The 25,671-nt window shown below is 66.6% G+C and carries 21 protein-coding genes; 10 read left to right on the forward strand and 11 right to left on the reverse strand.

What is annotated here, in order from left to right; translation table 11 throughout:
• The first annotated feature begins 5 nt into the window (after positions 1 to 5).
• Positions 6 to 296 carry a hypothetical protein gene (locus ABE571_RS00595; RefSeq protein WP_346462409.1) on the forward strand — a complete coding sequence of 97 codons (291 nt, stop codon included), beginning with the start codon at positions 6 to 8 and terminating at the stop codon, positions 294 to 296.
• A 41-nt stretch (positions 297 to 337) separates the two neighbouring features.
• Here ABE571_RS00595 and ABE571_RS00600 read toward each other — a convergent pair whose 3' ends face one another.
• The 3 genes from ABE571_RS00600 to ABE571_RS00610 all read right to left on the reverse strand — a co-directional run bounded on the left by ABE571_RS00600 (position 338) and on the right by ABE571_RS00610 (position 3,500).
• Positions 338 to 1,585, reverse strand: coding sequence for an arsenic transporter (locus ABE571_RS00600; RefSeq protein WP_346480961.1), 1,248 nt, complete (start codon positions 1,583 to 1,585; stop codon positions 338 to 340).
• Positions 1,586 to 1,616: 31 nt separating this feature from the next.
• On the reverse strand, positions 1,617 to 2,816 hold the full coding sequence (locus ABE571_RS00605; RefSeq protein WP_346492989.1) for an MFS transporter: 1,200 nt from the start codon (positions 2,814 to 2,816) through the stop codon (positions 1,617 to 1,619).
• A 213-nt stretch (positions 2,817 to 3,029) separates the two neighbouring features.
• The gene (locus ABE571_RS00610; RefSeq protein ID WP_265308006.1) at positions 3,030 to 3,500 is read right to left on the reverse strand and encodes a hypothetical protein; all 471 of its coding nucleotides are present in this window, start codon (positions 3,498 to 3,500) and stop codon (positions 3,030 to 3,032) included.
• Positions 3,501 to 3,684: 184 nt separating this feature from the next.
• Between ABE571_RS00610 and ABE571_RS00615 the strand changes: the two genes are divergently transcribed.
• Positions 3,685 to 4,041 (forward strand): YkgJ family cysteine cluster protein, encoded by a 357-nt coding sequence (locus ABE571_RS00615; RefSeq protein ID WP_313218440.1) that lies wholly within the window; start codon positions 3,685 to 3,687, stop codon positions 4,039 to 4,041.
• Positions 4,042 to 4,070: 29 nt separating this feature from the next.
• On the opposite strand, the gene ABE571_RS00620 is transcribed toward ABE571_RS00615, so the two are convergent.
• The 7 genes from ABE571_RS00620 to ABE571_RS00650 form a co-directional block, all read right to left on the reverse strand.
• Positions 4,071 to 5,183, reverse strand: a complete 1,113-nt coding sequence (locus ABE571_RS00620) for an ABC transporter permease (RefSeq protein ID WP_346480963.1) — start codon at positions 5,181 to 5,183, stop codon at positions 4,071 to 4,073.
• Entirely contained in the window at positions 5,180 to 6,367 is a 1,188-nt protein-coding gene (locus ABE571_RS00625; RefSeq protein WP_346492990.1) for an ABC transporter permease, read from the reverse strand. Before ABE571_RS00625 ends, ABE571_RS00620 begins: the two co-directional genes overlap by 4 nt.
• Positions 6,364 to 7,380 (reverse strand): efflux RND transporter periplasmic adaptor subunit, encoded by a 1,017-nt coding sequence (locus ABE571_RS00630; protein ID WP_346462400.1) that lies wholly within the window; start codon positions 7,378 to 7,380, stop codon positions 6,364 to 6,366. Before ABE571_RS00630 ends, ABE571_RS00625 begins: the two co-directional genes overlap by 4 nt.
• Complete coding sequence (locus ABE571_RS00635) at positions 7,373 to 8,716, reverse strand: TolC family protein (RefSeq protein ID WP_313209833.1); 1,344 nt, start codon at positions 8,714 to 8,716, stop codon at positions 7,373 to 7,375. The genes ABE571_RS00630 and ABE571_RS00635 overlap by 8 nt, the downstream gene beginning before the upstream one ends.
• Before the next feature lie 127 nt (positions 8,717 to 8,843).
• The gene (locus tag ABE571_RS00640) at positions 8,844 to 10,253 is read right to left on the reverse strand and encodes a PepSY domain-containing protein (protein WP_346492991.1); all 1,410 of its coding nucleotides are present in this window, start codon (positions 10,251 to 10,253) and stop codon (positions 8,844 to 8,846) included.
• Position 10,254: 1 nt separating this feature from the next.
• Positions 10,255 to 12,294, reverse strand: coding sequence for a TonB-dependent receptor (locus ABE571_RS00645; protein WP_346492992.1), 2,040 nt, complete (start codon positions 12,292 to 12,294; stop codon positions 10,255 to 10,257).
• 173 nt (positions 12,295 to 12,467) lie between these two features.
• Complete coding sequence (locus tag ABE571_RS00650; RefSeq protein WP_313219202.1) at positions 12,468 to 12,866, reverse strand: hypothetical protein; 399 nt, start codon at positions 12,864 to 12,866, stop codon at positions 12,468 to 12,470.
• Between the two features lie 344 nt (positions 12,867 to 13,210).
• On the opposite strand from ABE571_RS00650, the gene ABE571_RS00655 reads away from it, so the two are divergent.
• The 8 genes from ABE571_RS00655 to ABE571_RS00690 all read left to right on the forward strand — a co-directional run bounded on the left by ABE571_RS00655 (position 13,211) and on the right by ABE571_RS00690 (position 24,409).
• A complete protein-coding gene (locus ABE571_RS00655) occupies positions 13,211 to 14,269 on the forward strand; it encodes an alpha/beta hydrolase (RefSeq protein ID WP_346492993.1) in 1,059 nt (352 codons plus the stop codon).
• Positions 14,269 to 15,888 carry a D-aminoacylase gene (locus ABE571_RS00660; protein ID WP_313209820.1) on the forward strand — a complete coding sequence of 540 codons (1,620 nt, stop codon included), beginning with the start codon at positions 14,269 to 14,271 and terminating at the stop codon, positions 15,886 to 15,888. The genes ABE571_RS00655 and ABE571_RS00660 overlap by 1 nt, the downstream gene beginning before the upstream one ends.
• A 37-nt stretch (positions 15,889 to 15,925) precedes the next feature.
• On the forward strand, positions 15,926 to 17,374 hold the full coding sequence (locus ABE571_RS00665; RefSeq protein WP_346492994.1) for a serine hydrolase: 1,449 nt from the start codon (positions 15,926 to 15,928) through the stop codon (positions 17,372 to 17,374).
• Between the two features lie 184 nt (positions 17,375 to 17,558).
• Complete coding sequence (locus ABE571_RS00670) at positions 17,559 to 18,557, forward strand: dipeptide epimerase (RefSeq protein ID WP_313218426.1); 999 nt, start codon at positions 17,559 to 17,561, stop codon at positions 18,555 to 18,557.
• 224 nt (positions 18,558 to 18,781) lie between these two features.
• Positions 18,782 to 21,034: a TonB-dependent receptor gene (locus ABE571_RS00675; RefSeq protein WP_346462390.1), complete on the forward strand. Its 2,253-nt coding sequence runs from the start codon at positions 18,782 to 18,784 to the stop codon at positions 21,032 to 21,034.
• 109 nt (positions 21,035 to 21,143) lie between these two features.
• The gene (locus tag ABE571_RS00680; RefSeq protein ID WP_346492995.1) at positions 21,144 to 22,079 is read left to right on the forward strand and encodes a hypothetical protein; all 936 of its coding nucleotides are present in this window, start codon (positions 21,144 to 21,146) and stop codon (positions 22,077 to 22,079) included.
• A 150-nt stretch (positions 22,080 to 22,229) separates the two neighbouring features.
• Positions 22,230 to 23,135 (forward strand): LysR substrate-binding domain-containing protein, encoded by a 906-nt coding sequence (locus ABE571_RS00685; RefSeq protein ID WP_346492996.1) that lies wholly within the window; start codon positions 22,230 to 22,232, stop codon positions 23,133 to 23,135.
• A gap of 101 nt (positions 23,136 to 23,236) precedes the next feature.
• Entirely contained in the window at positions 23,237 to 24,409 is a 1,173-nt protein-coding gene (locus ABE571_RS00690) for an MFS transporter (RefSeq protein ID WP_346492997.1), read from the forward strand.
• A gap of 58 nt (positions 24,410 to 24,467) precedes the next feature.
• Here ABE571_RS00690 and ABE571_RS00695 read toward each other — a convergent pair whose 3' ends face one another.
• Positions 24,468 to 25,655 carry a hypothetical protein gene (locus tag ABE571_RS00695; RefSeq protein ID WP_346492998.1) on the reverse strand — a complete coding sequence of 396 codons (1,188 nt, stop codon included), beginning with the start codon at positions 25,653 to 25,655 and terminating at the stop codon, positions 24,468 to 24,470.
• Between the last annotated feature and the right edge of the window lie 16 nt (positions 25,656 to 25,671).

The raw sequence follows: 25,671 nt of genomic DNA on the forward strand, positions 1-25,671 counted from the left end.
CACGCGTGAACCTGCAGACGACCGTTTCCCTTCCGTTCCCCCGTCGCGCGATGCCCGACAGCTGCCACTTCGACCTGCTGGATGTGAGCGCGCTGCAGGACCCCTGCAGCGGCCGCATCGTCCACCTGTATTCGATGGTGGCGCGCTGCCTGTCGTGTGAGGTGATCTTCAAGGCGCAGGAAGGCGCTGGCTTTGTCAGTACCTCGGCCGCGCGGGTACTGCGTTGCCCGACCGGCTGCGGCGAGCAGTCGCTCAAAGCCGCCACGCTGCGCCAGTGGACCCCTAAAGCCGCCTGAGCGTGTCGGCGTCACGGCATTGCCGCGACGCCACGCGATCATCAGAGCAGCAGCAACGCCGCGATCAATGCCGGTGGCATCACCAGCATGCCCAGCTTGAAGAACTGCAGCGCGCTGACGTTCTCGCCCTCCCGACGCAGCGCGACCAGCCACAGCATCGTCGCCAGCGATCCCGTCACCGACAGGTTCGGACCCAGATCGACACCGATGAGCAGCGCCGCGCGGGTCTGCGCCGGCAGCTCCGCCATCTGCCCCAGCGAGCCGGCCACCAGCCCGATGGGCAGGTTGTTGGCCAGATTGCTCGCCACCGCTGCCGCGATCCCTGCCACCCAGCTGGCTTCCGAAGGCGAGGTCCGTGCCAGCGCATCCAATGCGTGCGCCGCCGTGCGGATCACCCCGGTCTGGGCAACGGCTTCGACCAGCACGAACAGGCCAGCCACCAGGGGCAGCACCCCCCAGGCGACGTGACGCAGTATCGGCAGCGGGCTGCGACGCTGGCGAAGGCGAACCGCCGCCAAGGTGAGCGCACCTGCGCAGAAGGTCGTCACGCCGAGCGGGCCGTTCATCGCCGAGGTCACCAGCAGCACGATGCCGGTGAGCCCGACACCGATGGCGCACAGGCGACCGCCCTCGGACAGGGCGCGGTGCTCGATCCGCTCCGCCAGGGGGTGCGCGATCTCACGGCGCTGAGCCAGGCGCAGCACCAGATACGTCATGGTGATCGCCGCCAGCGACGGCAGGCTGAACTGCCGCAGCCACTCAGGCAGCGAGGGCATGTGGCTGCCGAACACGACCAGGTTGGCGGGGTTGGAGATCGGCAGCACGAAGCTGGCTGCGTTGGCAATGAAGGCGCAGACGAACAGGTAGGGCAGTGGATTGGCGCGGGCCGCTTTGCAGGCCGCGTAAACCGCCGGTGTGAGCACCACGGCGGTGGCGTCGTTGGACAGGAAAATGGTCACCAGCGTGCCAACCAGGAAGACCAGATCAAACAGGCGCCGCCCGGATCCCTTGGCGTGCTGGACGGCATACATGGCCAGCCAGTCGAACAGGCCTTCGTGACGCGCCAGCTCGGCCAGCACCATCATGCCGATCAGGAACAGGTAGACGTCGCCGCCTTCGGCCACCGCCCCGATGGCAGTGGGGATGGGCACCAGACCTGTCGCCACCAGCACCACGGCAGCGCCCAGTGCCCAGACATACTCGGGGATCCGCCAAGGACGAAAGATGACACCGCTGGTGGCAACGGCGGTCACCATCCAGATGATCAGGGAGGTTGTGGGGACGTGCATGCATGGCTCAGGAATAACGCAGTGGCTGGCGTCAGGTCGCGTCCGTCGGTGCTGCCACCGTGGAAGCGCGGCCTGTGTGAGGTCGGGTCTCCGGCATGGCCATTGCCAGCACGAAGGCCAGGGCTGCAATCGCCGCCAGGGTCAGGAACGCGACATCATACCCAGCGAACTGCACGATCACCCCGGCCAAGCCCGGACTGAGCGCAGCACCCAGCCCGAAGACCGTCGAGACTGCACCGAGCGTGACGTTGAATCGGCCGGTTCCCTGGGTCAGATCACTGACCATGACGGGGAGCAGCGCCCCGAAGATACCCGCACCGATGCCATCCAGCAGTTGCACGCCCAGCAGCCATGCCGGCGCATCGGACAGTGGGTAAAGCACGCCACGGATCGGCAGGATCAGAAAGCCGGCCAACAGCAGTGGCTTGCGTCCCCACACATCGGCCCGTGTTCCGACCAGCATCGCGGCCGGCACCATGACCAGTTGTGCCGCGACGATGCACGCCGCCGTCAAGGTGGTGGCCAACGCAGGGTTGGTATGGGAGAGTTTCTGACCGACCAGGGGCAGCATCGCCGCGTTGGCCAGGTGGAACAGCGCACAGCACGCTGCCAGCATGAGCAGGGTACGGTCGCGCAGGAGCATGCCAAAGGAGGATGGCCCCGGCTGTCGCTCCGGTGCGGCCGGCGATCCGCGCGCCTGCTCATGGTCAATGGCTTTGGCCGGCACCATCAGCACCGCGGCCACGCTGGCCAGGGTGAGTGCGGCCATCAGGTAGAACACCACGACCGGGCCTCCGATGTACGCCAGCCCCCCGGCCAGGACCGCCGCAACGGCGTTCCCTGCGTGATTGAACGTCTCATTGCGACCCATGCGCCGCGCGAACGCCCGTGGCCCGACGATGCCCAGCGAGATGGCCGCGATCGCCGGGGCAAAGACGGTACCCGCGACGGCGCTGACAGCCTGGGTCGCGGCCACGAGCGTGAACGAGGTGATCCACGGCAGCACGACGCAACTGCCGGTGACCAGAAGGGCAGCGATGACGACCGTGGCCCGCTTGGCGTTGACCCGATCCATCAGCGCGCCTGCCGGCGTCTGCGCCAGCAGGGCAGCGAGTCCCGCCACCGTCATCACCAGGCCGATGCTGGCTGGGTCCCATTTGTGCACGGCCAACAGGTAGATCGCAAGATACGGCCCCAATCCATCGCGGACATCGGCCAGGAAAAAGTTCACGGCGTCAAGCGCGCGATCAGCCGAGCGCACGGGCAAGGGGGCAGGGGGAGGTGGGTTCACGTGCGTTGGCTCGATGCTCGCTGGGTCAGCCCCGATGCCGGTGGGGCGCGCATGTTATGCGCGTCCGCCTGTGATGGTCGTGTGGCGCCACACGCAGAAGAGCCCCGGAATCTCCAGGGCTCTGGGTACCATGTGCTTCAGACCGACCGGGTTTTACAGCCCCCACTTCTCCGGGTCGGCGTGCTTCTCTTTGTAGATCACACCCGAGAAGTCCACATGGAGCTCGGTCCACTCGCCACCCTTACGGCGTGCGAGCACTTCGAAGTGCTTGGGCTTGCGCGCGGGTTCGCCGGTTGGCGTCCAGCCATCCTTCTTCACTGCGGCCACGGCGACACGAGGATCCGCCGGCCCCTCCGGGTGACGATGCTTGGGGCCGTGATGCGGCTTCTTGTGCTCCACCTCTACAAAGCTGCCGCCCTTCCTGGCGATACGGGCCACTTTGATTTCCGACGGACGCTGTTCCCCTTCCAGCCTGACGGCAACGCCTTCCTTGAGCGCAAACGCCTCTGCCCCTTTGGGGCCGAGGTCTGCCAGATACGCCTGATCGTTGCAGATCAGGGTGAAGCGGTGCGCGAACACGTGTTCGATGACGCCGGCGAGGGCGACCTTTTCATGGTGCGGCATGCATTTCTCCTGAGAGCGCCCAACCGCGGGCGCTCTGGTTCAATGCGTCTGTCCGCCACAGATTCAAGCGGCGCGCCCGCGGCGTTCAGGTGGCCGCAAGCCGGCCCACCGACCCTGTCGGCGTGAACACTGCGCCAACGCGTTAAAATGGCACACCGCCGACGCCGTTCCAGGGCCCATCGCAATGCCATACACCACCCGCGACGCGATCCAGCGGCTGCGCGAGCAGATCCCGACCTTCCGCTGCATCGTGGGGTGTACGGACTGTTGTGGCCCGGTCACCGCCTCAAGTGAGGAAGTGGCGCGGCTGCCGGTCAAGAGCGATGCCGAGCACGCTGCCGCGCTGGCGGAGCTGAGCTGTCCCTATCTGGGCAAGCAGGGCTGTGAGGTCTACGAAGAACGCCCCTTGATCTGCCGCATGTTCGGGACGACCCCCAGCCTGCGTTGCCCCAACGGCCAGCGTCCGGTCTACATGCTGGATGAGTCGGTGGAGAAGGAGATCCATCAGTTTCTTCGCAGCACGCGGCAGGTGCTGATCTAGCAGCGCTGGGCCACCAGCGAGGCTCAAGGTCAGTCCGGCCTGCGTGCGCCCAGCCGCCATATCGCCAGACCACCGTAAAGCGCCAGCAGCGCGAGCAGGGTCCAGAGCTCGTGGCTGACTTCACCCAGGCTGGCATCCATCTGATTCAACCGCACCATCAGGTTGATGCCGGGCGTGGTCGGCAGCAGGTGGGCCAGGGCCACCAGCACGGGCGGGGAGGTGACCGCCGGCCAGGACAGGTTGGCCAGGAAGAACAGCGGGATGGAGCAGGCGACGACCACCTGGAAGGCACGTTCTCGGGTCGCGAAAAAGCTGCCGATGAACAGCCCGAACGCCACCGTGGCGGCGATGAACAACGTGCCGCCCAGCAACTGCCCGAGTGGATTGCCACCACGCGGGTAGTCCTGCACCCACGCGGTGAAACCGGCGTAATACAGCAGCCCGAGCAGGCCGATGGCACCGAAGCCAATCGCCATGCCGGCCAGTGTCGGCATGTCAAAGCGCAGGCGCCGGCCCAACGCCAACCGTCGCGCGCCGAGCAGTACGCCGATGCCCATGAGCAGCGTCTGATGCACGATCAGCTCGGCCACGCCGGGCACGATGGCGCTGCCGTACCCTTCCTGCGTATTGAACAGCGGGCGCTGCACCAACGTGATCGGCGGTGCCTGCGGCGCCCCCATGAACGCCGCCTGCGACACGGCCGCCTCGCGCGCGAAGGCGGTCAGGGCCTCGGCCACGCCGCCGAGCACCCAACTGGCGCGGCCCAGGTAGGCGCCGTTGCCCATCAACACCAGATAGCCGTGGCTGCCGCGCAGAATGTCGCGTTCAAGGTTGGCCGGGATCAGCAGAATGCCTTCGGCCTTGCCGGTTTCCAGCACATGGCGTGCCTGGTCGATGCTGGCCGGCTGATCGACGATGCGGACCGTGTGCAGCGCGTCCACCCGCCGCAGCAATTCTCGACTGGTGGCACTCTGGTCGTGGTCAACCACCACGATGGGCAGGTTGCTGGCTACCTGATGGCGGTAGGCCGCCGGGTAGAAGAACGAGTACAGCACCACCGCGCCGACCATCAACACGACGGCATACCGGTCGGTGAGCACCGTGCGCAGGGTCAGGCGCAGGCTGTCGACGAAGCGGCTCATGCACCGGCCTCGCGCGGTGCGCCCGGCAATGCTGGATCGGCGCTGCGCGCGGCAGCAATCAGCCGCCAGCCACCGATGCCACCGGCCACCACCCCCATCAGCAGCAGCGTGCCCAGCGGCCACAGCGAGACACTCCAAGGCGCGCCGACGAACTGCTGCTGGGTCTGCAGTTTCACGTAGGCGGTCAGTGGCAGCAGGAGATTCCAGACCCGGGTGAACAGCGGCGCATCGACCACCGGGAAGGTGGCGCCGGAAAATGCCAGCGCGGTGCCGATGCTCAAGCCGATCGCGGAAAGCGATGTGCCCATGTCCCGGGTGAGCCCGACAAACAGCAGGGCTACCGCCGCACAGGCCAGGTAGAACACCGGTTGCCCCAGCATCAGCAACAGCGCACTGCCGGCGATGCCATCGCCACGGAGCAGGGCAAGGTAGAGCACCCCAAGTGCACCGTACATCGAGAACAGCAGCACGTATGGCACGACCTTGCCGGCGATCGCCGACCACGGGGTGTCGCCCAGCCAATCGCGCAGTTGCCCATCACGGACCTCACGGCCCAGGCTGGCTGCCACGGCCAGTGCCAGCCCCAGCGACAGGATCGCCGGGAACAGCAGTGGCAGCAGGAACAGCTCATAGCTGCGTGCCGGGTTGTGCAGGATGTCCGACTGCACGGCGATCGGCGGGGCGCGCAGCGTGGCCGGGCCGACCTGCTTGCCGATGCGCTCGCCCAGCAGCCGCGCATTCCAGGCGCTGACGGCTTCGACGATATCGCGCACGGCGGATTGGCCGGTGGTGAGGTAGGTGGCGTTGTAGTACGCGAACACCGTGCCCTGTTCACCACGCAGCGCCTGCCGGGTGGCATCGCGCGGCACCAGCACCACCGCGAACACCTCCAGCCGGCGCAGCTGCGATTGCGCTTCGGCCAGGGTGGACGGCTGGCTGGCAATGGTCACGCCGGGGCTGGCATCCAGCATGCGGGCCAGTTGTCTGCTTTCCGCGCTGCGGTCGAGGTCGACCATGGCGATGGGGATATCGCGCATCACCGAGGCGGCAAACAGCCATGCCATCAACCCCAGCATCACGGCCGGCAGCAGCGTGACCAGCAGCAGATCGGCACGATCGCGGCGCAGGTGCTCAAGCTCGCGCTGGAACGAGGCTGTGGCACTCGCCCACACCGACCGGCTCATCCCTGCGGCCACCCGAACAGCACACTCATGCCGGGGCGGAAGCCTTCCACCGGGGCGACCGGGCGCAGCCGGATCTCGAAGCTGCGCACGTCATAGCCGGACGACTGCCGGGTGGCACGCCACGTGGCGTAGTCACCGGCAGGATTGATGAAATACACCTCGAACTCGGCATCACGATCCAGCGCGGGTACGTTGCCGCGCAGGCGGGTACCCACCTTCAGGCCCCGCATCTGCGATTCGCGCAGGTTCACCGACACCCACATGCGGTCGATGTCGACCAGGGTGAAGACCGGGTAGCCGGCCGGGACCAGCTCGCCGATATCCGACATGCGCTTGTTGATCTCACCGGCCATGGGCGCGCGGCCGTTGATCTCGTCGCGGGCCGCATCCACCTCGGCCACGGCGCCCTGCGCCTGGCGAACCTGGCCCTGCGCGGCGCGCTTGTCCTGGTCGCGCGCGCCGGCCAGCGCCTGGTCGTACTGCGCCCGTGCGGCATTGGACAGCTCGCGCGAACTGCGCGCCTGGGCCAAGGCCTCGTCACGTTTCTGCCGCGTCATCACGCCTTCGTTGTACAGGTTCTGCACGCGCTGATAGGTGGCATCGGCAAGGGTGGCACCCGCCTCGGCGCGTTTCCAGTTGGCCTGCGCAGCACGGATGTCCTCGCTGCGTGCCCCTTGGTCGGCCTTGTCGGCCACCGCACGTGCCGCTTCCAGCGCGCCCTGGGCCTGCTGCTCCTTGGCTGCCACTTCGGGGCTGTCCAGCACGAACAGCACCTGGCCGGCGGTGACCCGGTCGCCCTCGCGCACCTTCAGCTCGGCCAGCCGCGCGGTGATCTTCGCCGCCACGTTGACGGTGTCGGCATCGGCCATGCCCTGCAGCTGTTCGGCCGGCGTGCGCCAGGCCAGCCACAGCCCGACCACGACGACGATCGCCAGTACCAGCGCGATGAGGATGCCGGCCTTGCGTTTCTTCGGCGGCGGCGCGTCGGCCGGCGCCTGCAATGTGTCATTCATGCGCGATCACCTCGTCGCCCCGGCGGCGGAATTCTTCATATCGGTCCATCTGTCCACTGATCTCCAGCAGCTGTGCCAGCGCCACGTCGTACTGATACGCGGCCTGCGCGCGTTCCACCTGTGCGCCGCCCAGCCCCAGGCGCGCATCGATCACATCCAGCGAGGTGGCCTGGCCCTCGCGGAAGGCCAGCTCCTGCAGCCGCAGGTTCTCGCGGTTCTGTTCGATGCTGCTGTCCAGCAGCAGGAACTGTTGGCGGGCGGTATCCAGTTCGTACCAGGCCTTGCGCACGCCCAGCGTCACCTGGTTCTCGGCTTCGCGCAGGCCGGCTTCGGCCTGATCCTGCTGCGCGCGGGCGGCGCTGATCTGGGCAGGACGCGAGGTGGGCGACAGGAAGGTGTACTTCAGGCCGATGCCGAACGCCCAGTCCGGGTCGGTCAACATTTCGTCGCGGCGGCGGAAATCGTACTGGCCGAACAGGAACACGGTGGGCTTGAGCTTGGCCTGCTGCACGCGCACGCCTTGCTCGGCCTGGGCCACCAGGGCCCGCAGGCGGGCAATCTGCGGTTGCCGGGCCTGTGCATCGCGTTCGAAGGTAGGCAGCGCACCGATCGGCGCGCGATGCACAAACAAGGGCGACAGCGGGCGGACGTCGCCACCGCTGCGCAGCAGGGTGGCCAATGCGGCCTTCAGCGTCTGCAGATCATTCAGCGATTTCTGGTACTCGCGCTCGGCCTTGTCGCGGGCCACATTGGCCTGCAGGCGCTGCGCGCGGGTGGCAAAGCCTTCGCGTTCCAGCTTCAGGGCATCATCGAGGTGACGCTGCAGCCCATCGCGCACCTCGCGGCGCACGTCCACCGCCTGCTCGGCGAGGCGCTGGCCGAAATAGGCCTGGACCAGTTGCACGCTCAGTGACTGGCGCTGCGATTCGCGCTCGGCGCTGGCCTGATCGGTCGCGCCGGCAGCGGCCTGTTGGGCGGCCGGGATCAAGCCACCGGTGTACAACGGCAGTACCGCAGTGACCACCGGGCGGGTGCGCCAGTCGCGCTCGGTGAACTGCAACGGCGAGTCGATGCCGAAGGCCTCAGCGACCGGCGCCAAGGACCCCAGCGGCAGGGTGAGCGTCTTCTGGAACTGCAACCGGCGCACTTCACCGGTGATCTCGGGCAGGCGCAGCAGGCGGGTGGCGTCCTGCAGGTCCTGCTTGTTGCGCACCGACGCATCCGCCGCGGCCAGGGCATCGGACACCTGCTCCAGCCGCTGCTGGGACTGCTGCCAATCCAAGGCGGGAACAGCGGCGCCGTCCGGTACGGGCTGGGCGATGGCAGCGCCACTCATGCAAAGCAGGGAGAGACAGGTAAGTCCTTTTAATGCGCGCGTTGGCGGCCAATGCCGGCTCACGAGGGGGCAGCTCCATGGGGTGTGACGGCAAGAGGGTAGTGTGCGCCGCGTGAAGTGCGGGTCTTCACGTCCGTCGCCAGCCACGGGTGGCGAGGTAGTCCAGCAGCCCCACGACCAACAGCGACAGGCCCACCAGCGGGAACACCACGCCGCCGATGCACAGCAGCACGAAGACACCCGCCACGCTTCGCCCGTGCTTCGGCAGTGGCGGCACGCCGATCCCGCCGATGGGCCGCCGCTTCCACCACATCACCGCACCGCTGAGGCAGAGCAGGAGGATCGCTGCGCACGCGATGATCAGCACCACACGGTTGACCGTGCCGTACTCGTTGCCGAGATGGACATTGATGCCCCATTCCAGTCCTCGCCCAAGCGCACCGTAATCGGCGTAGCCCATTTCCAGCAGAACCCGGCCGCTGTACTGGTCCAGATGCACCACCCGCTGGCGCGACAGATCCTCCGGATAGACCGAGGCAGTGTAGACCCCCATGGGCCCACGCGGCAGCGCGATGCTGTAACCCGGTGCCAGCCCCAGTGCGCTGAACCGGCGCATGGCCGCGTCGATGCCGAGCGCACCGGGCTGCGGCGACAGATCCCCGAGTGGACCGCCGCCATGTGCGGCATGCCCGTCATCGACAGCGGCGTGCTGGGCATGCGGCACCGCTGAGACCGGTAGCTGTGCCTGCGCCATCGACCAGGCTGGCGTGGTGGTGTCGGCAAGCCGATGCGCGGACATCGGCACGTTCACCCGCACCCCGGTCGGGTAACCATAGTCGTGACCGTTCGCCCAGGCATTGACCTGATGGCCCCAGACCACCGACCAGGGCATGCCGGTCACGGCCAGGAACACGAGCACACCGCCGACCCAGACGCCGGTCACCGCATGCAGATCGCGCCAGAACAGCCGCTGTCGCGGCTGCCCGCGAACCGTGGTGATCCCACCGTTCTGCCCGCGCGGCCACCACAGGTACACGCCGGTCGCCACCAGCAGGATGGCCCAGCCAGCGGCGATCTCGATCAGGGCACTGGCGTAATCGCCGAGCAGATCGAGGCTGTGGAGCTGCCGCACCACGCCCGAGAACGTGCCTTTGTCGGGCAGGTGCCCCAGCACCTGCGCGGTGCCCGGGTCGACGTAGTAGACCTGCCGTCGACCGTCGGCCTCCTGGACGCCGATCTCGATGGTGCCGTCGGCGTAGTCCGGCGTGGTGTAACGGAAGATCTCCCCGTGACTGACGGCATTGACGGCCGCCAGCTGGGCGCTGGCAGGCGAGGGTGGCAGCGCTGCGGTCTCCACGACCTTCAGATCGTGATGGATCCAGCGATCGATCGGCTTCTGGTAGACGTACACGGCCCCGGTCAACGCCAGCCAGGCGATGAAGGGCAGCACGAACAGGCCGGCATAGAAGTGCCACCGCCACACCGCGCGGTAGAAACGCCAGCGATCCGATGCACGCGGGGTAGCGGGGGTTGGCATGTCAGAGCTCCCGGGTCCAGCTCAGGTACAGCGCCCGGCCATCACCGGGTGAGTAGCCCGAGGAACCGCTGTCGTACCAGGCATACACGTAGAAACGATCTGTCGCGTTCTTCAACTGCAGGGCCAGGCTGTTGCGGGCGTCCAGGCGGTACGTGGCGCTCAGGTTCAACAGTGCATAGCCGCCGTAGCGTCCCAGCGTGTTGGTTCGTTCCACGAAGTAGTCGCCCTGGCCATTGCCCCAGGCGCTGAAGGCCCAGTCGGCCGTCGGGGCGTAGTCCACCCCCGCGCTGGCCAGCCAGTTCGGCACGTTCTCGATCTGCCGCCCGCGGGTCTGCGGCGCACTGGGGTCGGGCACCTCGATCACCGCCTTCTGCCGCGAGTACGCGGCCCAGGCGCGCCACTGGGCGCTGGCCTGCCATGTCAGCTGGGCGTCCCAACCGCGGCGCAGCGTCTGGCCCACGTTGCCGACCTCATTGGCCCCGACCACGCCATTGACGCCCAGGACGGTGGCGACCTCATCGCTGGCCCGCTGCTCCCAGTACGCGATCCGGGTCTGCAGCCCCTGCACGGGCGCCCATTTCATACCGGCCTCCCAGCCCTCGTTGAGGGAGGGAGCAAGATCGTTCACCTGCGTGCGATACGCGCCATTGCCGCTGCCGATCTGGAACGTTCGCCCCCAGTTTGCGTACACGACCGTGGTCGGGCTGAGATCGTAGGACACACTCAGCTTGGGTTGTTTGATCAGGCCATAGTCGTAGACCGGTGCGCGCAGGCCGGTCGCCCCATTGTGGAAGTCGCCATACACGCGATCGACCCGGTAGGCGGGTACGATCTTCAGCGCGTCCATCGGCCGGATTACCGCCTGCACGTAGGCACCCCGGGTATCGAGGGTGTAGTCCCAATCGCGCAGGGTCGCCTGGCGCTCGCGCGCGACGGTCCTGTAGCGGCGGGCCGTGTTGTCCTGCCACTGCCCATCCACGCCGGCATCGAGGACGAACTCGGCCAGCCGCGAGTCCGGGCGCCAGGTGGTGTTCAAGAGCAGGCCGCGATGGGTCTCATCGTTGAAACGTTCCTGTTGAGCGCCTCCCGCGGTGAACGTCACCCAGCGCTGGTTGCGATAGTCGTTCTGGTAGGCCTTGGCGTTCCAGCTCCAGTCGCTGCCCAGTGCGCCATCGATGTGCATGGCGGTCTGGACCGTCTCGCGCTCACTGCGGTCATCGCGTGCGTAGGCCGGCGATTGCGTCGGATTGGCCTGCACCTCCGGATAGCTGAGGTAGCCGGCTTCCAGTGCGGCGTTCTTGTAGTAGCGGCTGGTCAGCCCTGCGCGCCACCGGCCGTCAGGGTCGGTGTAGAACCACTTGCCGGCGAAGCTGCGCTGGGTGCCATCGGCATGGTCGCGCTCGCCGTCGGACGTGCGCCAGCCGACGAAATAGTTCTGTGACCAGGGGCCGCGCTCGAACCCTCTGGCCAACTGCACATCCTGCGTGCCAAAGCTGCCAGCGGTGATGCTCAGCTGGCCGTCAGTGCCGCCCTGGCGGGTCAACACATTCACGTCACCGGCAATCGCATGCAGCCCGTAGCGGGCATCGTTGGTGCCGCGCACGATCTCGAGCGCGGCGATGTCCAGCGGAAACACCGCATCCAGGTAAGGCATGCCGCCCGAATTGTCATTGCTCGGAATGCCGTCGATCAGCAGCTTGACCGCGTTGATGCGGCCCTCGCCGTTGAAACCCCGGAAGGAAAAGCGGCCGGCGTCGGTGCCCATCTTGAACTGGGTGACCTGCACGCCCGGGGCATTCATCAGCAGCTCCCAGCTATGGTCGACCTTCTGCGGTTGAAGGACATCGCCGCCGATGAGATCCACCGAGGTGAAGACCGAGCGGGCCGACAGCTCGCGCTCGGCGGCCGAACGCGCCTGCACGGTGCCCAGGGTCAGCACGGTACCGTTCTGGGCGGCGACGGTGGCGGGAAGAAGAAGGGCAGCGGCAAGCACGGCCGTGATGGCCTTGGCCAAAGGTCGATACGAAAAAGAAGTTGTCATGGTCCACAGCATCGGTCGCCACGGTCAGATCGACCGGGGCAGGAACAAGGTCCGGCAGAGACGCCGGATGGCGCGGGGCATCGGTTCCAATCCGGCATCGCCTGGCCCCACCGAACACGGCGGATCAGCAGACAGGGCAGGGCGCAGCAGCGCTGCACCTGGTCAGGACCGGATCAGCAGGCCAGCAGCGGCGGGCCGCGAGCTCCCAGCGTTCCCCGTGCGGGGGCGCGGCGACAGTCGACCAGACCCGACAGCGATCGAAACACGGCCGGCCATTGCGTCAGCAGCAGGAGCAGCGCCACGAGCAGGCTGATGAGACGGGCCGCAATCAGGCAGTACTCGCAGTCCACGCCCATCTCATGGCTGGCATGCGGATCGGCAGGCGCTTCGGCAGCGGGGCTGGCCTTTCCCTGATCCCTATCGTGATGCGCGTGATGGCCCGCATGCGCGTCGGCATCCGTCATGGCGTGATGCGCCGCATGCGGATCGGGTGCCGGCGAGGCCTCCATGACGGGCGCGTTCACCGGCGCCAATGCCCGGCTGACCATGGGCGCCACGATCACCAGCGCAATCGCCAGCAAGGCCCATGCATGAAGCCAGCGGTGGAGGAGGGACGCACGCACCGGCCCGATGGTAAGGCATGTCTGTCGGGATTCCCGGCGAAAATGCCCGGTTCGTGCTCGATTGCGACGGTTTGTCGCAGTCTGGCGCTGGGTAGCGTGGCCTCCGGAGTGGCCCATGGGCTGGCCCCGCGCCCCGCACTGCACATTGACAATTCTCCAAATAGGACGCTTATATCCTATATGGGCCTAAACCTGTCCCCGGTCGTTTGCGTTGGCCGGGCAGGCAGGTCAGAGGATTCTCAACCGCCTGCGGCGCAACGCAGGCTTCAGCACGCCATTCAAGAGAGCACGACATGACAGCAGTGAAGGGTTGGCGGCGGTTTCGTCGGTGGGTGAAGTGGATCGCGTTGGGTCTGCTGGCGGTCGTGATCCTGATCACCCTCATCGGGGTGGTCTACGAGGCCTTGGCACGCCGGAGCGCGGCGACCGATCATCCACTGCGCGGCCAGATGGTCGATGTCGGCGGACGCCAGATGCATATCGAGTGTCGCGGCAGTGGCACCCCGACCGTGATCTTCGAGTCCGGCCTCGGCACGGGCGGCACGATGGACTGGACCCGGGTGCACGACCGGATCGCCCGCTTCACCCGCGCCTGTGCCTACGACCGCGCCGGCATCATGCGCAGCGATGCGAAGGACACCCCGCAGCGTGCGTCGGCCGTGGCCGATGACCTGCACGCCCTGTTGAAAGGCGCGGGCATCACCGATCCGCTGGTGCTGGTCGGCCATTCCATCGGCGGGCCGTACATCCGGACCTATGTGGGGCGCTACGGCGATCAGGTCGCCGGACTGGTGATGGTCGACCCCTCGCACCCGGATCAGATCGCCCGGCTCGGCAGCGTGGTGAGCATCGATGTCCACCCGAAGAAGGTGTCGCTGTTGATGCATACCGCCACGGCACTGTCACGGACCGGCCTGGTGCGCTTCCTGTTCTCGCGCGCCGATCATGGTCCACGCCCGAAGGATGAGGCCGCGGAGATCACTGCCTTCTCCAGTGCCTCGGTCACAGGCGCGACCGCAGAACTCGACGGCTTCGACAGCACCATGGACGATGCCCGCGCGGTTACGTCGTTTGGCGATCGCCCGGTGATCGTGCTGACCGCGTTGAAGCCGTTCAAGCCCGACGAGCTGAAGAAGATGGGCCTGACGGCGGAGGAGGGCGCCCGGTTCAAGCAGGAATGGCGCACCTTGCATGCCGAGCAGGCCGCCCTGTCCAGCCGCGGGCAGCAACAGATCGTGAGCGATTCCGGCCACTACATCCAGATCGATCAGCCTGATCGCGTGGTGGATGCGGTTCGCGAGGTCGTGGATGACGTGCGTGCGCAGGCGCGCACCAACAAGGAGAGGCAATGATGAAGCGCACCCTGCTCTGGGCGGGCGTATCGATGCTGTTCGCCGCCAACGCGGCCGCGGCCGACTATGACCTGGTGATCCGCGGTGGACGCGTGCTCGACGGTGCCGGCAATCCGTGGGTCCGTGCCGATGTGGCGGTCAAGGAGGGGCGGGTGGTCCAGGTCGGCCAGGTCCCCGGCAAGGGCACCCGCGAGATCGACGCAACGGGGCGCTATGTGTCGCCGGGCTTCATCGACATGATGGATCAGTCCGGCGCGGCGCTGCTCAAGGACGGCGCGGCCGAGAACAAGTTGCGGATGGGCGTGACCACGCTGATCGGCGGCGAGGGCGGACCGCCGGTGCCTGCGGCGGGGATGCCGGGCTACTTCAAGCAGCTCGAAACGCAGGGTATCGCGGTCAACTTCGGCACGTACTACTCCTCCACCCAGGCCCGCGTGCACGTCATGGGCGATGCCGCTGGTGCGCCGACCAGGAAGCAGCTCGATGCCATGGGCGAGCAGGTGAAGATTGCGATGGAGGCCGGTGCGTTCGGTATCTCCAGCGCCTTGATCTATGCACCCAGCAGCTTCCAGAGCACCTCCGATCTGGTCTCGCTGGCCAAGGTGGCCGCGCAATGCGACGGCTTCTACGCCACGCATATGCGTGACGAGAGCGAGGGCGTGGTCAAGGCCATTGAAGAGGCCATCGAGATCGGCGAGAAGGGCGGCGTCAAGGTGGAGATCTTCCACTTGAAGGCTGCCTATGCGCCGGAGTGGGGCAAGCTGATGCCCCAGGCACTGGCGACGATCAATGCAGCGCGGGACCGCGGCGTCGATGTTGCCGCCGATCTCTATCCCTACACCGCCGGCGGCACCGGGCTGGAGATCATCGCGCCGAGCTGGGTCTGGGCCGACGGGCTTGAGAAAGGTATCGAGCGCGTGCGCGATCCGAAGGTGCGCGAGCGCATGAAAAAGGAGGTTGCCGCCGGTTCGATGCCCGGCTGGTCCAACCTGGTGCATGCGTCGGGTGGCTTCCAGAACGTGCGCCTGGCCAACAGCTTCAGTGAGAAGTACCGGCGCTTCCATGGCAAGACACTGGCCGAGATCGGTGCCGAACTGAATCTGGACCCGGCGGATGCGGCCTGGGACATCGCGCTTGAAGGGTTGCCCAATCGGGCGGTCGCGCTGTATTTCATGATCAGCGAAGAGGATGTGCAGCTCGCGCTGCGCCAGCCCTGGGTGAGTATTGGCAGTGACGCGGCCGCCGCGGTGAACTACGGCAGCGACGGCGCCATCGGCCTGCCACACCCGCGCGCGTATGGCACCTTCCCGCGGATCCTCGCCGAGTATGTGAAGCGGCGTCATGTGCTGACGCTGGAAGACGCGGTCCGCAAGATGACCAGCTGGCCCGCACAGCGGATGGGGTTGAGCGATCGCGGGCTGATCCGCGAGGGGATGCGCGCCGATATCGTGCTGTTCGATCTGGACACGCTGGACGATGTGGCGAGCTGGGACGCGCCCGCCGGCGCGCCGACCGGCATCGAAACCGTGATCGTCAACGGTGTGGTGAGTTTCGAGGGTGGCAAACACACTGGCGCCCGGGCGGGCTCGGCGCTGCGCCACCCATGCCGCACGCGCTGATCCACGTGCGCGCTCCAACAAACACAGGACACACCTCATGATCCGACACGCCTCCGGCTGGAGTCTTCTCTCTCTGGCGCTCGCCGCCTCCGCGCCAGCACTGGCCGCCGCACCACCGATCACCAGCGCGGAGGATCTGGGCACCGCGGTCTCGGCACAGATCGCCTGCGCTGGCATCTTCGTGGCCAACCGCGCCGAGGCCGACGTGCTGCGCGACGACATCCACGCACTGGCGCCATTCACCAGGACGGTGGCGCTGGCGGTCGATCGCAAGGCAGGGACGGTCACCGCCTCCGCGCCTGGGACGGCCAGCCGGACCGCGTTGCATCGCCCGGCGGTCGGCTGCACGCTGACCACCGGCGACGTGCCGCTCGCGGCGCTCAAGGCCCAGGCGGCCCAGCTCACGCCACTATCGCCACTGGCGGCGCGCCCCTGGCCACAGGGTGACCGGCCTGTGCCGGCGCTGCAGGCCGCCGCAGAAGCGAAGCTCGACCGTGCCGCACTGGACGCGGCCGTGAGTGCGGCCTTCGATGAGCAGAACGTGGGCGGTTACCCGGACACCCGTGCGATCGTGGTGGTGCAGGGTGGGGCGATCGTTGCCGAGCGTTACGCGCCTGGCTTCAACCAGAACACCCGCATGTTGGGCTGGTCGGCTACCAAAAGCATCATGGGCACGCTGGTTGGCCTGCTGGTGGATGACGGCGTGCTCAAGCTGGATGACCCCGCGCCGGTGCCGGAATGGAAGGGCGAAGGCGATCCGCGCGGCGCGATCACGCTGCGCCAGTTGCTGACGATGTCGAGCGGGTTGGCCTTCGTGGAGAGCTACAAGCCCGGGAACGAATCGATCAAGATGCTGTTCGAGGCCGGTGACATGGGCGCGCTGGCGGCCGCGATGCCGCTTGAACATGCGCCAGGCACGCACTGGAGCTATTCCTCGGGTACGACCAACATCCTGTCGCGGATCGTCTTCGAGGCCACCGGCGGCACCCTGGAAGGCATGACCCGATTTGCACAGACACGGTTGTTCGAGCCGGCCGGCATGCGCAGCGCGCTGATCGAGCCGGACGAGTCCGGTGTCCTGGTCGGCAGTTCCTACGGGTATGCAACGGCACGGGATTGGGCGCGCTATGGGCTGCTGCATCTGAACCACGGCGAGGCCGATGGCAAGCGGCTGCTGTCGCCGGAATGGCTCCAGTTCGCGGTGACGCCCACGCCAGCATCACCGCGCCCCTCATACGGCGCGCAGCTGTGGTTGAACCGGGCCGCGGCTGCAGAAGAAGGTCGGAAGGTGCTGCAGGACGTGCCTCCCGATGCCTTCATGGCGATGGGCCACAACCATCAGATCATGGCGGTGATTCCCTCGCAGGATGCGGTGATCGTGCGTCTGGGCTGGACACCGGAAGGGCAGAAGTTCGACTGGAACAAGTATCTGTCGCAGATCGCGGCCGCACTGGCACCGGCCCCGGCCCCGGTAGCTGCGAAGTAATCCGTAACGCGGCACGAGGGAGGGGCGCCGGACACGGCGCCCATTGACAGTTCTCCGCGCGGAGAACTAATGTCTCGATGTGAGAATTACTCACCTTGAGGCAGGGAAAGCAGATGTGCTCGATCAAGCTGTTGGCAACGCCCGCTGTGGCGCGTGACATGGCCGCATCCGGAGTGAACGCCTGATGGCCCGCCTCACCCTCGGCATCGCCGTCGACGCGCTGCGTCTGGCCGCACCGTTCCGCATCGCCAGCCACGTCTTCGACAGCCGGCTGGCCTGCCTTGTCACCCTGGATGACGGCACGCACGTCGGCCGCGGTGAGGCGACCGGCGTCTATTACCTGGGCGAAGACATCGAGACCATGCGCCTCCAGCTCGAAGCCGTGCGTGATGCCATCGAGGCACACCCCACGCGCGAGGAACTGCGAGCGATCCTGCCAGCCGGTGGCGCTCGCAACGCGGTTGATGCTGCCCTCTGGGAGCTGGAATCGAAGCAGGCAGGCAAGCCCGTATGGGCGCTTGCAGGGCTGCCGCCGCCGCGGCCGCTCCCCACGACCTTCACGGTCGGCGCCGATGAGCCGACGGCGATGGCGGCCGCCGCGGTCGCGTATCGCCAGGCGCGTTCGATCAAGGTCAAATTGACCGGTGATCTCGACCTGGACATCGCGCGCGTCGCGGCGATCCGTCAGGCGCGGCCCGAGGTATGGCTGGGGGTCGATGCCAATCAGGGTTACCAGGTCGGCGATCTCGAGCGGCTGGTGGCAGCCATGGTGGACGCCGATGTAGCGCTGATCGAACAGCCGCTGGCCCGGGGGCGCGAAGCCGATCTGGACGGATTCGTGTCGCCGATTCCTCTGGCCGCCGATGAAAGCGCGCTCACCCTGGCCGATGTCGACGGCCTGAAGGGTCGCTTCAACGTATTCAACATCAAGCTCGACAAATGCGGCGGCCTGACCGAGGCGCTGCTGATCGCCGCCGCGGCGCGCGAGGCCGGGCTGGGCGTCATGGTCGGGTGCATGGTCTGCAGCAGCCTGGGCGCTGCGCCGGGCTTCGTGGTCGGGCAGTTGTGTGATCTCGTCGACCTGGACGGGCCCACCTTCCTCAAGCAGGACCGCACGCCCGGGGTGCTCTATCGCGACGGCACGATCTGGTGTGACGAAGCGGTCTGGGGCGCCGGACGCTGAGGTCCGGGGCGGGCCTGGCGCATGAATTCATGTCAATGCTGCGACGCAGGATTGACAGTTCTCTGAACAGGACTATTGTGTCCTACATGGGCTTACGCATAGCCATTCATCCCAGGAGCGTCACTGCCAGGCCGGCCCCCACCCCAGCACGACGGGGTGCCCTGACTGCCGCATTCCGTGCCCATTGCCGTGGGCGTCCAGCTTCGCTACCGAGGTCTCATCACATGAGTCACTGTTCGCTCCGAATGAACGCGTTGTCGCTGGCCTGCACTGCAGGCATCCTGGCCCTGGGCTGCAGCGCCACGGCACTGGCACAGGTCGCCGCCGAGAACCCCAACCGCGACGACGTACATACGTTGGGCACTGTGACCGCGACCGCGCAGAAACGCGTGGAAGTGGTCACCGATATCCCGATGTCCATCAGCGTCATCAGCGAAGAGCAGCTCGACCGCCTCCAGGTCAACAACATGAATGACCTGGCCGGGCTGGTTCCCGGCCTGCAGATCACCAGCCTCGGTGCGCCGGGCCGCTCGACGATCTCGATCCGCGGCATCACCCCGATGGGCAATACCGCCTCGACCTCGATCTACGTTGACGACGTGCCGCTCACCGCCAATGGCTCACTGTCCGGTGCGACCTCCGGCATGTTCGACCTGCTGCCGTACGACGTGCAGAACGTGGAAGTGCTGCGCGGCCCGCAGGGCACGCTGTACGGTGCCAGTGCGCTGGGCGGCGTGGTCAAGTACGTCACCAAACGGCCGGACCTGGAGTACTTCTCGGGCCGCGCCGGCGCCACGATGCGCGTTGTCGACGATGGCGGCCGGGTGGGCCATTCCGAGCGCGCCGCCGTCAATGTGCCACTGGTGAAGGGTCAGTTGGCCCTGCGCGCCAGCTACGCCGAGCAGACCAGTCCGGGCTGGATCGACAACAGCGTCCTGCATCGCCGCGACACCAACGATGTGTACCAGAACGCCGGCCGCCTTTCGCTGCTGTGGAAGGCCTCCGATACGGTGGACGTGCTGCTCACCGCGATGCGCCAGGAAAACAAGGGCGACAATTTCGCGACGGTCGCGCTCGACCCGGCCACCTTCAAGCCGAAGCTGCCCGGCTACTCAAACGAGTATCTGTTCCTGCAGCCGAGCACGATCAAGTACGACGTGTACGGCCTGACGGTGGACTGGGATCTGGGCTGGGCCGACTTCACCTCCGCCAGCAGCTGGATGAAATCCAATTCATGGCGCCTGCAGGACCAGTCGGTGGAGTACATCCCCTTGCTGGGGCAGAAGCCCGGCGTGGGCCCGGTGATGGCGTACGCCGGCCTGGACACGGATATCGAGCTGAAGAAGTGGACCCAGGAATTCCGCCTGACCTCCAAGGGCGACAGTCGCCTGCAATGGCAGCTCGGCGCGTTCTATACCGATGAAGATGCCGCCTACATCGAGCGCGGCAGTGCACTGAGCCCGGCATTCAATCCGGTGCTTGATCTGTTCACCGCCTCGGTGCTGACCACGTATAAAGAGAAGGCCCTGTTCGGCAATGCCACCTGGAAGTTCACCGACCGCTTCGATCTGGCCCTGGGCGTGCGCCATGCGCGCAACGACCAGGAATTCCGCCAGACACTCGGCGGTCCGTTGGGCGGCGATGGCGTGCAGCGCATCACCGACTCCTCGGAAAGCGTGACCACCTGGAGCGCCAGCCCGCGCTTGTTCCTGGGCGAAGACACCATGGCCTACGTGCGGGTCGCCACCGGCTACCGCGCCGGCAGCCCCAATCCCATCCTGCCGGCCGCCCCGGAGGTGCCCGCGCAGGTCAAGTCGGATACGTTGATCAACTACGAAGCCGGCCTGAAGAGCCACTTCTGGGATCGTCGTGCGCTGGTGGAAGTGGCGGCATTCCGGATCGACTGGGACGACATCCGCTTGAACCTGCTCACGGCGCAGGGCATCTCCTATGGTGTCAATGGGGGCGAAGCACGCAGCCAGGGCGTTGAATTCACCGGCGCGCTGATGCCCGTCGACGGCCTGCGCCTGAGCGGCAGCCTGACCTACACCGACGCCACGTTGACGGCTCCGATTCCCCCGGCCCGTCCGGGCGGCCCGAACCAGGCCGAATCCGGCGCCCAGCTGCCGCAGGTGCCCGAATGGGCCGGCAGCCTGCAGGCCGACTACCAGTTCCCGACGAGCGGCGAATGGGGCTGGAGCGTCGGTGGCGCGCTGCGCTATTACGGCGAGCGTGCGGCATCGGTGGCCTCAACGCAGTCCTTCGACCTGCCCAGCTACACCACCGTTGACCTGACTGCCGAAGTGAGCAGCCAGAACACGACCGTGCGCTTCTTCATCACCAACCTCACCAACAAGGACATCTACGTCGCCGCTGGCAGGACGATTCCTGCCGCGGGCGCGCAGCAGTACCGGCGCTGGAATGCGGTGATGATGCAGCCGCGTACCGTGGGTGTTTCGTTGGATTACAGCTTCTGATCCAGCGGGGCAGGGCAGTGCGGCCCCTTTGGGGCCGTGCTGCCCGGTAACCGTGGCCGAAGCGGATATGCTTGCACGGATCCCATCCCGACCCGCAGGCAGCAGCGCGATGCACGCCAGAACATGTTCCGTCCTGCTTTCTGCTGCGCTGCTGCTGTGTGCAGCGCTGCTCACCACTGGATGTGCACGCACCCAGCGGGAGACCGTGTTTTCGTCAGACACGCTGAAGGTCGTGGCCGTGACGGAAAGCAGGCTGGATATCAACAGCAGCAAGTACCAGCACCACACCACGTACGCCGTTTACGAGAATGGCAGTGCGCTGTCAGATAAGGACTTCGCGACGCTGCTGCAGGATCATGCCGCCACAGACGCCCCGTTTGTGCATACCGATGCGGTGGTGCTGGACGAAGACGCAGTTCTGATGGCATCGCACAATCGTGACAGCTCACGCTGCTGGACAACGCGGCTTTCCGCGAGCCGCGGCAGGGCGACGCTGGAGAAGATCACGGCAGGGACCGTCGACTGCGGCATCCGTCCGGCACCGCCGGGCTGGCGGGCGCTCTACACAGACCGCAGTGATCTCATCCTGGTCCGTGAACACCCGTTCCAGGTCCATCCCATCGCGGGGTACGCGTACGTCCTGTGGATCGATGGCGACATCGCCGCCCTGTATCACAAAGACCGGGACCATGAGCGACTGGTCGTCAGGCTGGCGAGGATTTCGTCCGACACGCCCCTCGCCGAGCAGGCACTGCCGATGCGGACCTATGCGGAGCCGGACCTTCTGTATGCCTCGCCTGAGCTGCGCCGCCAATGGCTGTTCGATAACTTCACGGTGGCCATGGGGGCGTCCCCCTCGATCCAGCTGCGCCCCGATCATCGACTGGAGACGATCACGCCCGAGGTGTGGGCGCAGTACCAGGAAAACGACCGGCAGAACAAGGAACTCGATGCCCAGGCACGTGCCGCCGGGGACGCCTGGATCGAGGCCCAGCGCCGGGAGCTGATGGAAGCGGACGCGACGGCGCGCGACGCCACGAAGTAACGCTGTCCGGCCCCTCGTCGAGCATCGCTGACGAGCAGCAGCATCATGACCAGTCCCTCCAGCAGGCGCCTGCTGGCGCGCTCTGGACAACGTAGAGATTTGGTATGTTGAACACCCTCAATTCCGGCATTCCAGAGGTCTGGTGTTTCAGTGATAGAGACCCGCCTGCTCCAACAGTTCATTGCCGTGGCCGAGGAGCTGCACTTCAATCGCGCCGCCGAGCGGCTGCACATGGCGCAGCCGCCGCTGAGCCAGGCCATCCGCAAGCTGGAGGGCGCCGTCGGAGCCCCGTTGTTCGAGCGCACCCCTCGCAGCGTCGCGTTGACACCGGCGGGGGCAGCCTTCCTTGAGACCGCGCGCCGTACCGTGCAGTCGCTGGAGGAGGGCGTCGCCCAGACGCGCCGCGTGGCCCAGGGCATGGAGGGCCACCTGACCCTGACCTTCATCAACATCGCCCCCTATGCCTCGTTGCTGCAGGCGTTGCGCCACTTTCGCGAGCTCAACCCGGGCATCGCCTTCACGATGCGGGAGGCCAGCACCCAGGAGCAGGTCAACGCCCTGGAGCAGGGAGAGGCGGATATCGGCTTCATGCGGACACCGGGCACCACGACGCCGCACCTGCGCATGGAAAGGCTGCTGAGCGAACGGATCTGCGTCGCGCTGCCGGCCGGTCATCCGCTGGCGGCGAAGGCGGGCATCGACCTGGCATTGCTCAGGGACGCAGCATTCGTCGCCTCGCCCCGGACACTCGGCAAAGGATTTCATGACCAGCTGATCGGCCTGTGCCAGACAGCCGGGTTCGTGCCCGACATCGTGCAGCACGGCCGGCAGATGCAGACCTTGATTGCCTTGGTGGCTGCGGGGTTCGGTATCGCGCTGCTTCCCGCTTCGCTGGCGACGGAAACGCGCGAGGACGTTGTGTTCCGTCCGCTCCAGGTGGAAGCGGCGGAGGACGTGTCACGGCTGGAGCTGTTCATGGCGTGGAACGAGACCCGGACCTCAGCGATCCGCGACCGGTTGATACAGGCGATTCTGCAGACCCGTTCTCTGCCCTGAGGTGACAAGACGCGCGGCGTCTTGCTGCAGTATGTAAACCGTCCTTCACCCGCACATGGCCAGGCACTAGGCTTCCGCAGCTCTGCTGGATAGGACCTGCGATGCCTGCTGCCATTTATGTGTTTTCCCTGTGCGCGTTCGCGTTCGGGCTCTCCGAGTTTGTGGTCGCGGGATTGTTGACCACCATTGCCGATGACCTCGGGGCGCGGATATCCCTCGTCGGCACGGCCATTGCCGCCTATGCACTGGGCGCGGCCATCGGCGCACCGTTCATCACCGCGCTGGTCGCGCACTGGCGGGACCGGCAGATCCTGCTGCTGGCCACGGCGTTGCTCGGACTGGGCAGCCTGCTGATGAGCGCCTCGCCCAATCTGGTCACACTGCTGGCCATCCGCTTCGTGGTCGGCCTCGGCCACGGCGTCTTCATGGCGGTCGCCTCCGACGCGGCGACCCGGCTCGTGGACCCGCAGCGATCCGGCCGGGCGCTGTCGGTCGTGTGGATCGGGTTGACCCTCGCGCTGGCGTTCGGCGTTCCGATCGGCACGTACCTGGGCAGTCTCTGGTCGTGGCGCGTGGTCTTCCTGTCCATCGGCGTCCTCAGCGTGGTCGGCATGCTGGGTCTGGCGCTGTGCATGCCGAGGGGAGCTGCCGGTTCGGCCCCGTCCCGCGGCGGCGCATGGAAGGGCATCCAGGCCATCATCCATCCCCAGCTCCTGACGACGGCCGGCATCGGCGCGCTGGTGAGCGTCGCGACGTTTTCGTTCTTCACCTTCGTCTCGCCGTATCTGCAGCAGGTCACTGGTGTGGACGTGCAGTGGCTGAGCCTGGGCATGCTGTTGTTCGGCGTCTGTGCGATCGCAGGCAACCTGCTCGGGGGAGCGCTGGGCGACGCGATGGACGGGGACCGCAGCCTTCAGTTGGCACTGTGCGCGTTGGCGTTGAATCTGCTCGGGCTCTACGTGTTCGCCAGCATGCCGGCCATGATGATGCTGCTGATCGGCACGCTGGGCATCTGTTTCTTCTGCATCGTGACGCTGCTGACGCTGCGTCTGCTCAAGCAGGCGCAGCGCTTGATTCCCGCCTACAGCCCGGTCGCGGCCGGGTTGAACATCGCCTCCTTCAACCTGGGCACCGCGCTCGGGGGCGCCATGGGCAGCCTTACGATCAGCTATGCAACGCTGGCATCGGTACCGCTGACAGGGGCCGTGGCCGCGGTACTGGCTGGCACCGTGTTGTATCGCCTTGCTCGCCGCAGGCACGGATCGCGTGTTTGAAGTGGTGGACCACGTCCGCTGCCGTTCAATACCCTCGAGATGCTCTGGAGCAGTCACCTCACTTGAAGCCGGCTGCCTTGCAGGCATCGACGAACGTCGCGCCTTGTTTATCCATGGCCGTTCTCACGCGCTTGCTGGCGTTCACAAGCGCCCCGCTGGGGGTGGCCCATTGCGCTTCCGGCAATGCCTGGGACCAGGCTTCCACCACGGCCGGCAGCGAAGGACGGCCGCGGCGATGGACCCATTCGGCGAGCAGGTAGGGCAGCTTCCAGAAGGTAAGGACACGCCACGCGTACCAGCGACGGAGCGGCCAGTAGGAGCGTTTGTCGTAGCCATACTTCTCCCGTTGTTCCAGCGTCAGATCATCACCGCCATCGTCGAGCGAACCCATCGCGCGAGCATCCTCACGCTCGATCTCAAAGGTGTGCATGCCCTCATACGGCTTCAGTCGATCCTTGGTCGGGACCAACCCCAATGCCTGGAACCATGGGTTGGGTGCATTGAACAACTGCCCGTCCTCCATGTAGTTCCGGATCGACGCCCACAGGCCCAGTGAGTGCGAATCACTGGGTTGTGGCAGCAGGACAAACTGCACGGTGTCGCGCTCTTTATCCTCCAGGCCCATGCCGAAGGTGTACTGGCGCGTTGTGCCATACGGGGTGATGCCTTGTGAATTGGACACCCAGGCAACGATGCTCTCCCAGGGCACGATCAGGGCACGGCCGCTCTCGCGGTCGATGTAGCACACCTCGCGACGCTGACGGTTGAAGCGCACCGGATAGGGCTTTGCGCGTTTGAACTCATCCGAGAACATCCCGTAGGCGAATGCCCCCAAGGGGAGGATGCCGAGAAGCGCGCCGGCAGAAAACACTTGAATGAACATCTTCAAATCCGCCCATGGCGTCGGGAAGTTCTCCGGGTAGGCGAGCACCAGGTAGAGCATGATGAGCGCGGGCACGATGAACGCGAGCACGAGCAGGCCGACGATTCCGCCGGCAAGCATTTTGCCGCCCTCTACGGTTCCCCAGTTGCTCCCTCCCAGGTCCAGGAACACATCATTGATGTCCGAAAAATGGCGACGGGAGGATTGCACCTGCCCGGTGTACACCGGCAAGGGAGACAGGAACAGCGTCTCGGTCGCGCCTTCAACCCGGATCTCGCCCGCTGAAGGGCGTTGACTGCGGACGTCGAGCGCAGCGGTCGCTGCCACAGTCGTGCGGCTCTTCCTGAACAGTCGTTGAAACATGCAAGCTCGCCGGGCG

The sequence above is a fragment of the Stenotrophomonas sp. TWI273 genome, from assembly GCF_039674765.1.
In the GTDB taxonomy this organism is placed as follows: domain Bacteria; phylum Pseudomonadota; class Gammaproteobacteria; order Xanthomonadales; family Xanthomonadaceae; genus Stenotrophomonas.

What these genes read in the sequence shown, in the direction of transcription:
- ABE571_RS00600 (WP_346480961.1), bottom strand. Translation starts at nt 1,585, where the DNA reads ATGCACGTCCCCACAACCTCCCTGATCATCTGGATGGTGACCGCCGTT.
- ABE571_RS00610 (WP_265308006.1), bottom strand. Translation starts at nt 3,500, where the DNA reads ATGCCGCACCATGAAAAGGTCGCCCTCGCCGGCGTCATCGAACACGTG.
- ABE571_RS00615 (WP_313218440.1), top strand. Translation starts at nt 3,685, where the DNA reads ATGCCATACACCACCCGCGACGCGATCCAGCGGCTGCGCGAGCAGATC.
- ABE571_RS00620 (WP_346480963.1), bottom strand. Translation starts at nt 5,183, where the DNA reads ATGAGCCGCTTCGTCGACAGCCTGCGCCTGACCCTGCGCACGGTGCTC.
- ABE571_RS00625 (WP_346492990.1), bottom strand. Translation starts at nt 6,367, where the DNA reads ATGAGCCGGTCGGTGTGGGCGAGTGCCACAGCCTCGTTCCAGCGCGAG.
- ABE571_RS00630 (WP_346462400.1), bottom strand. Translation starts at nt 7,380, where the DNA reads ATGAATGACACATTGCAGGCGCCGGCCGACGCGCCGCCGCCGAAGAAA.
- ABE571_RS00635 (WP_313209833.1), bottom strand. Translation starts at nt 8,716, where the DNA reads ATGAGTGGCGCTGCCATCGCCCAGCCCGTACCGGACGGCGCCGCTGTT.
- ABE571_RS00640 (WP_346492991.1), bottom strand. Translation starts at nt 10,253, where the DNA reads ATGCCAACCCCCGCTACCCCGCGTGCATCGGATCGCTGGCGTTTCTAC.
- ABE571_RS00645 (WP_346492992.1), bottom strand. Translation starts at nt 12,294, where the DNA reads ATGACAACTTCTTTTTCGTATCGACCTTTGGCCAAGGCCATCACGGCC.
- ABE571_RS00655 (WP_346492993.1), top strand. Translation starts at nt 13,211, where the DNA reads ATGACAGCAGTGAAGGGTTGGCGGCGGTTTCGTCGGTGGGTGAAGTGG.
- ABE571_RS00660 (WP_313209820.1), top strand. Translation starts at nt 14,269, where the DNA reads ATGAAGCGCACCCTGCTCTGGGCGGGCGTATCGATGCTGTTCGCCGCC.
- ABE571_RS00665 (WP_346492994.1), top strand. Translation starts at nt 15,926, where the DNA reads ATGATCCGACACGCCTCCGGCTGGAGTCTTCTCTCTCTGGCGCTCGCC.
- ABE571_RS00670 (WP_313218426.1), top strand. Translation starts at nt 17,559, where the DNA reads ATGGCCCGCCTCACCCTCGGCATCGCCGTCGACGCGCTGCGTCTGGCC.
- ABE571_RS00675 (WP_346462390.1), top strand. Translation starts at nt 18,782, where the DNA reads ATGAGTCACTGTTCGCTCCGAATGAACGCGTTGTCGCTGGCCTGCACT.
- ABE571_RS00680 (WP_346492995.1), top strand. Translation starts at nt 21,144, where the DNA reads ATGCACGCCAGAACATGTTCCGTCCTGCTTTCTGCTGCGCTGCTGCTG.
- ABE571_RS00690 (WP_346492997.1), top strand. Translation starts at nt 23,237, where the DNA reads ATGCCTGCTGCCATTTATGTGTTTTCCCTGTGCGCGTTCGCGTTCGGG.
- ABE571_RS00695 (WP_346492998.1), bottom strand. Translation starts at nt 25,655, where the DNA reads ATGTTTCAACGACTGTTCAGGAAGAGCCGCACGACTGTGGCAGCGACC.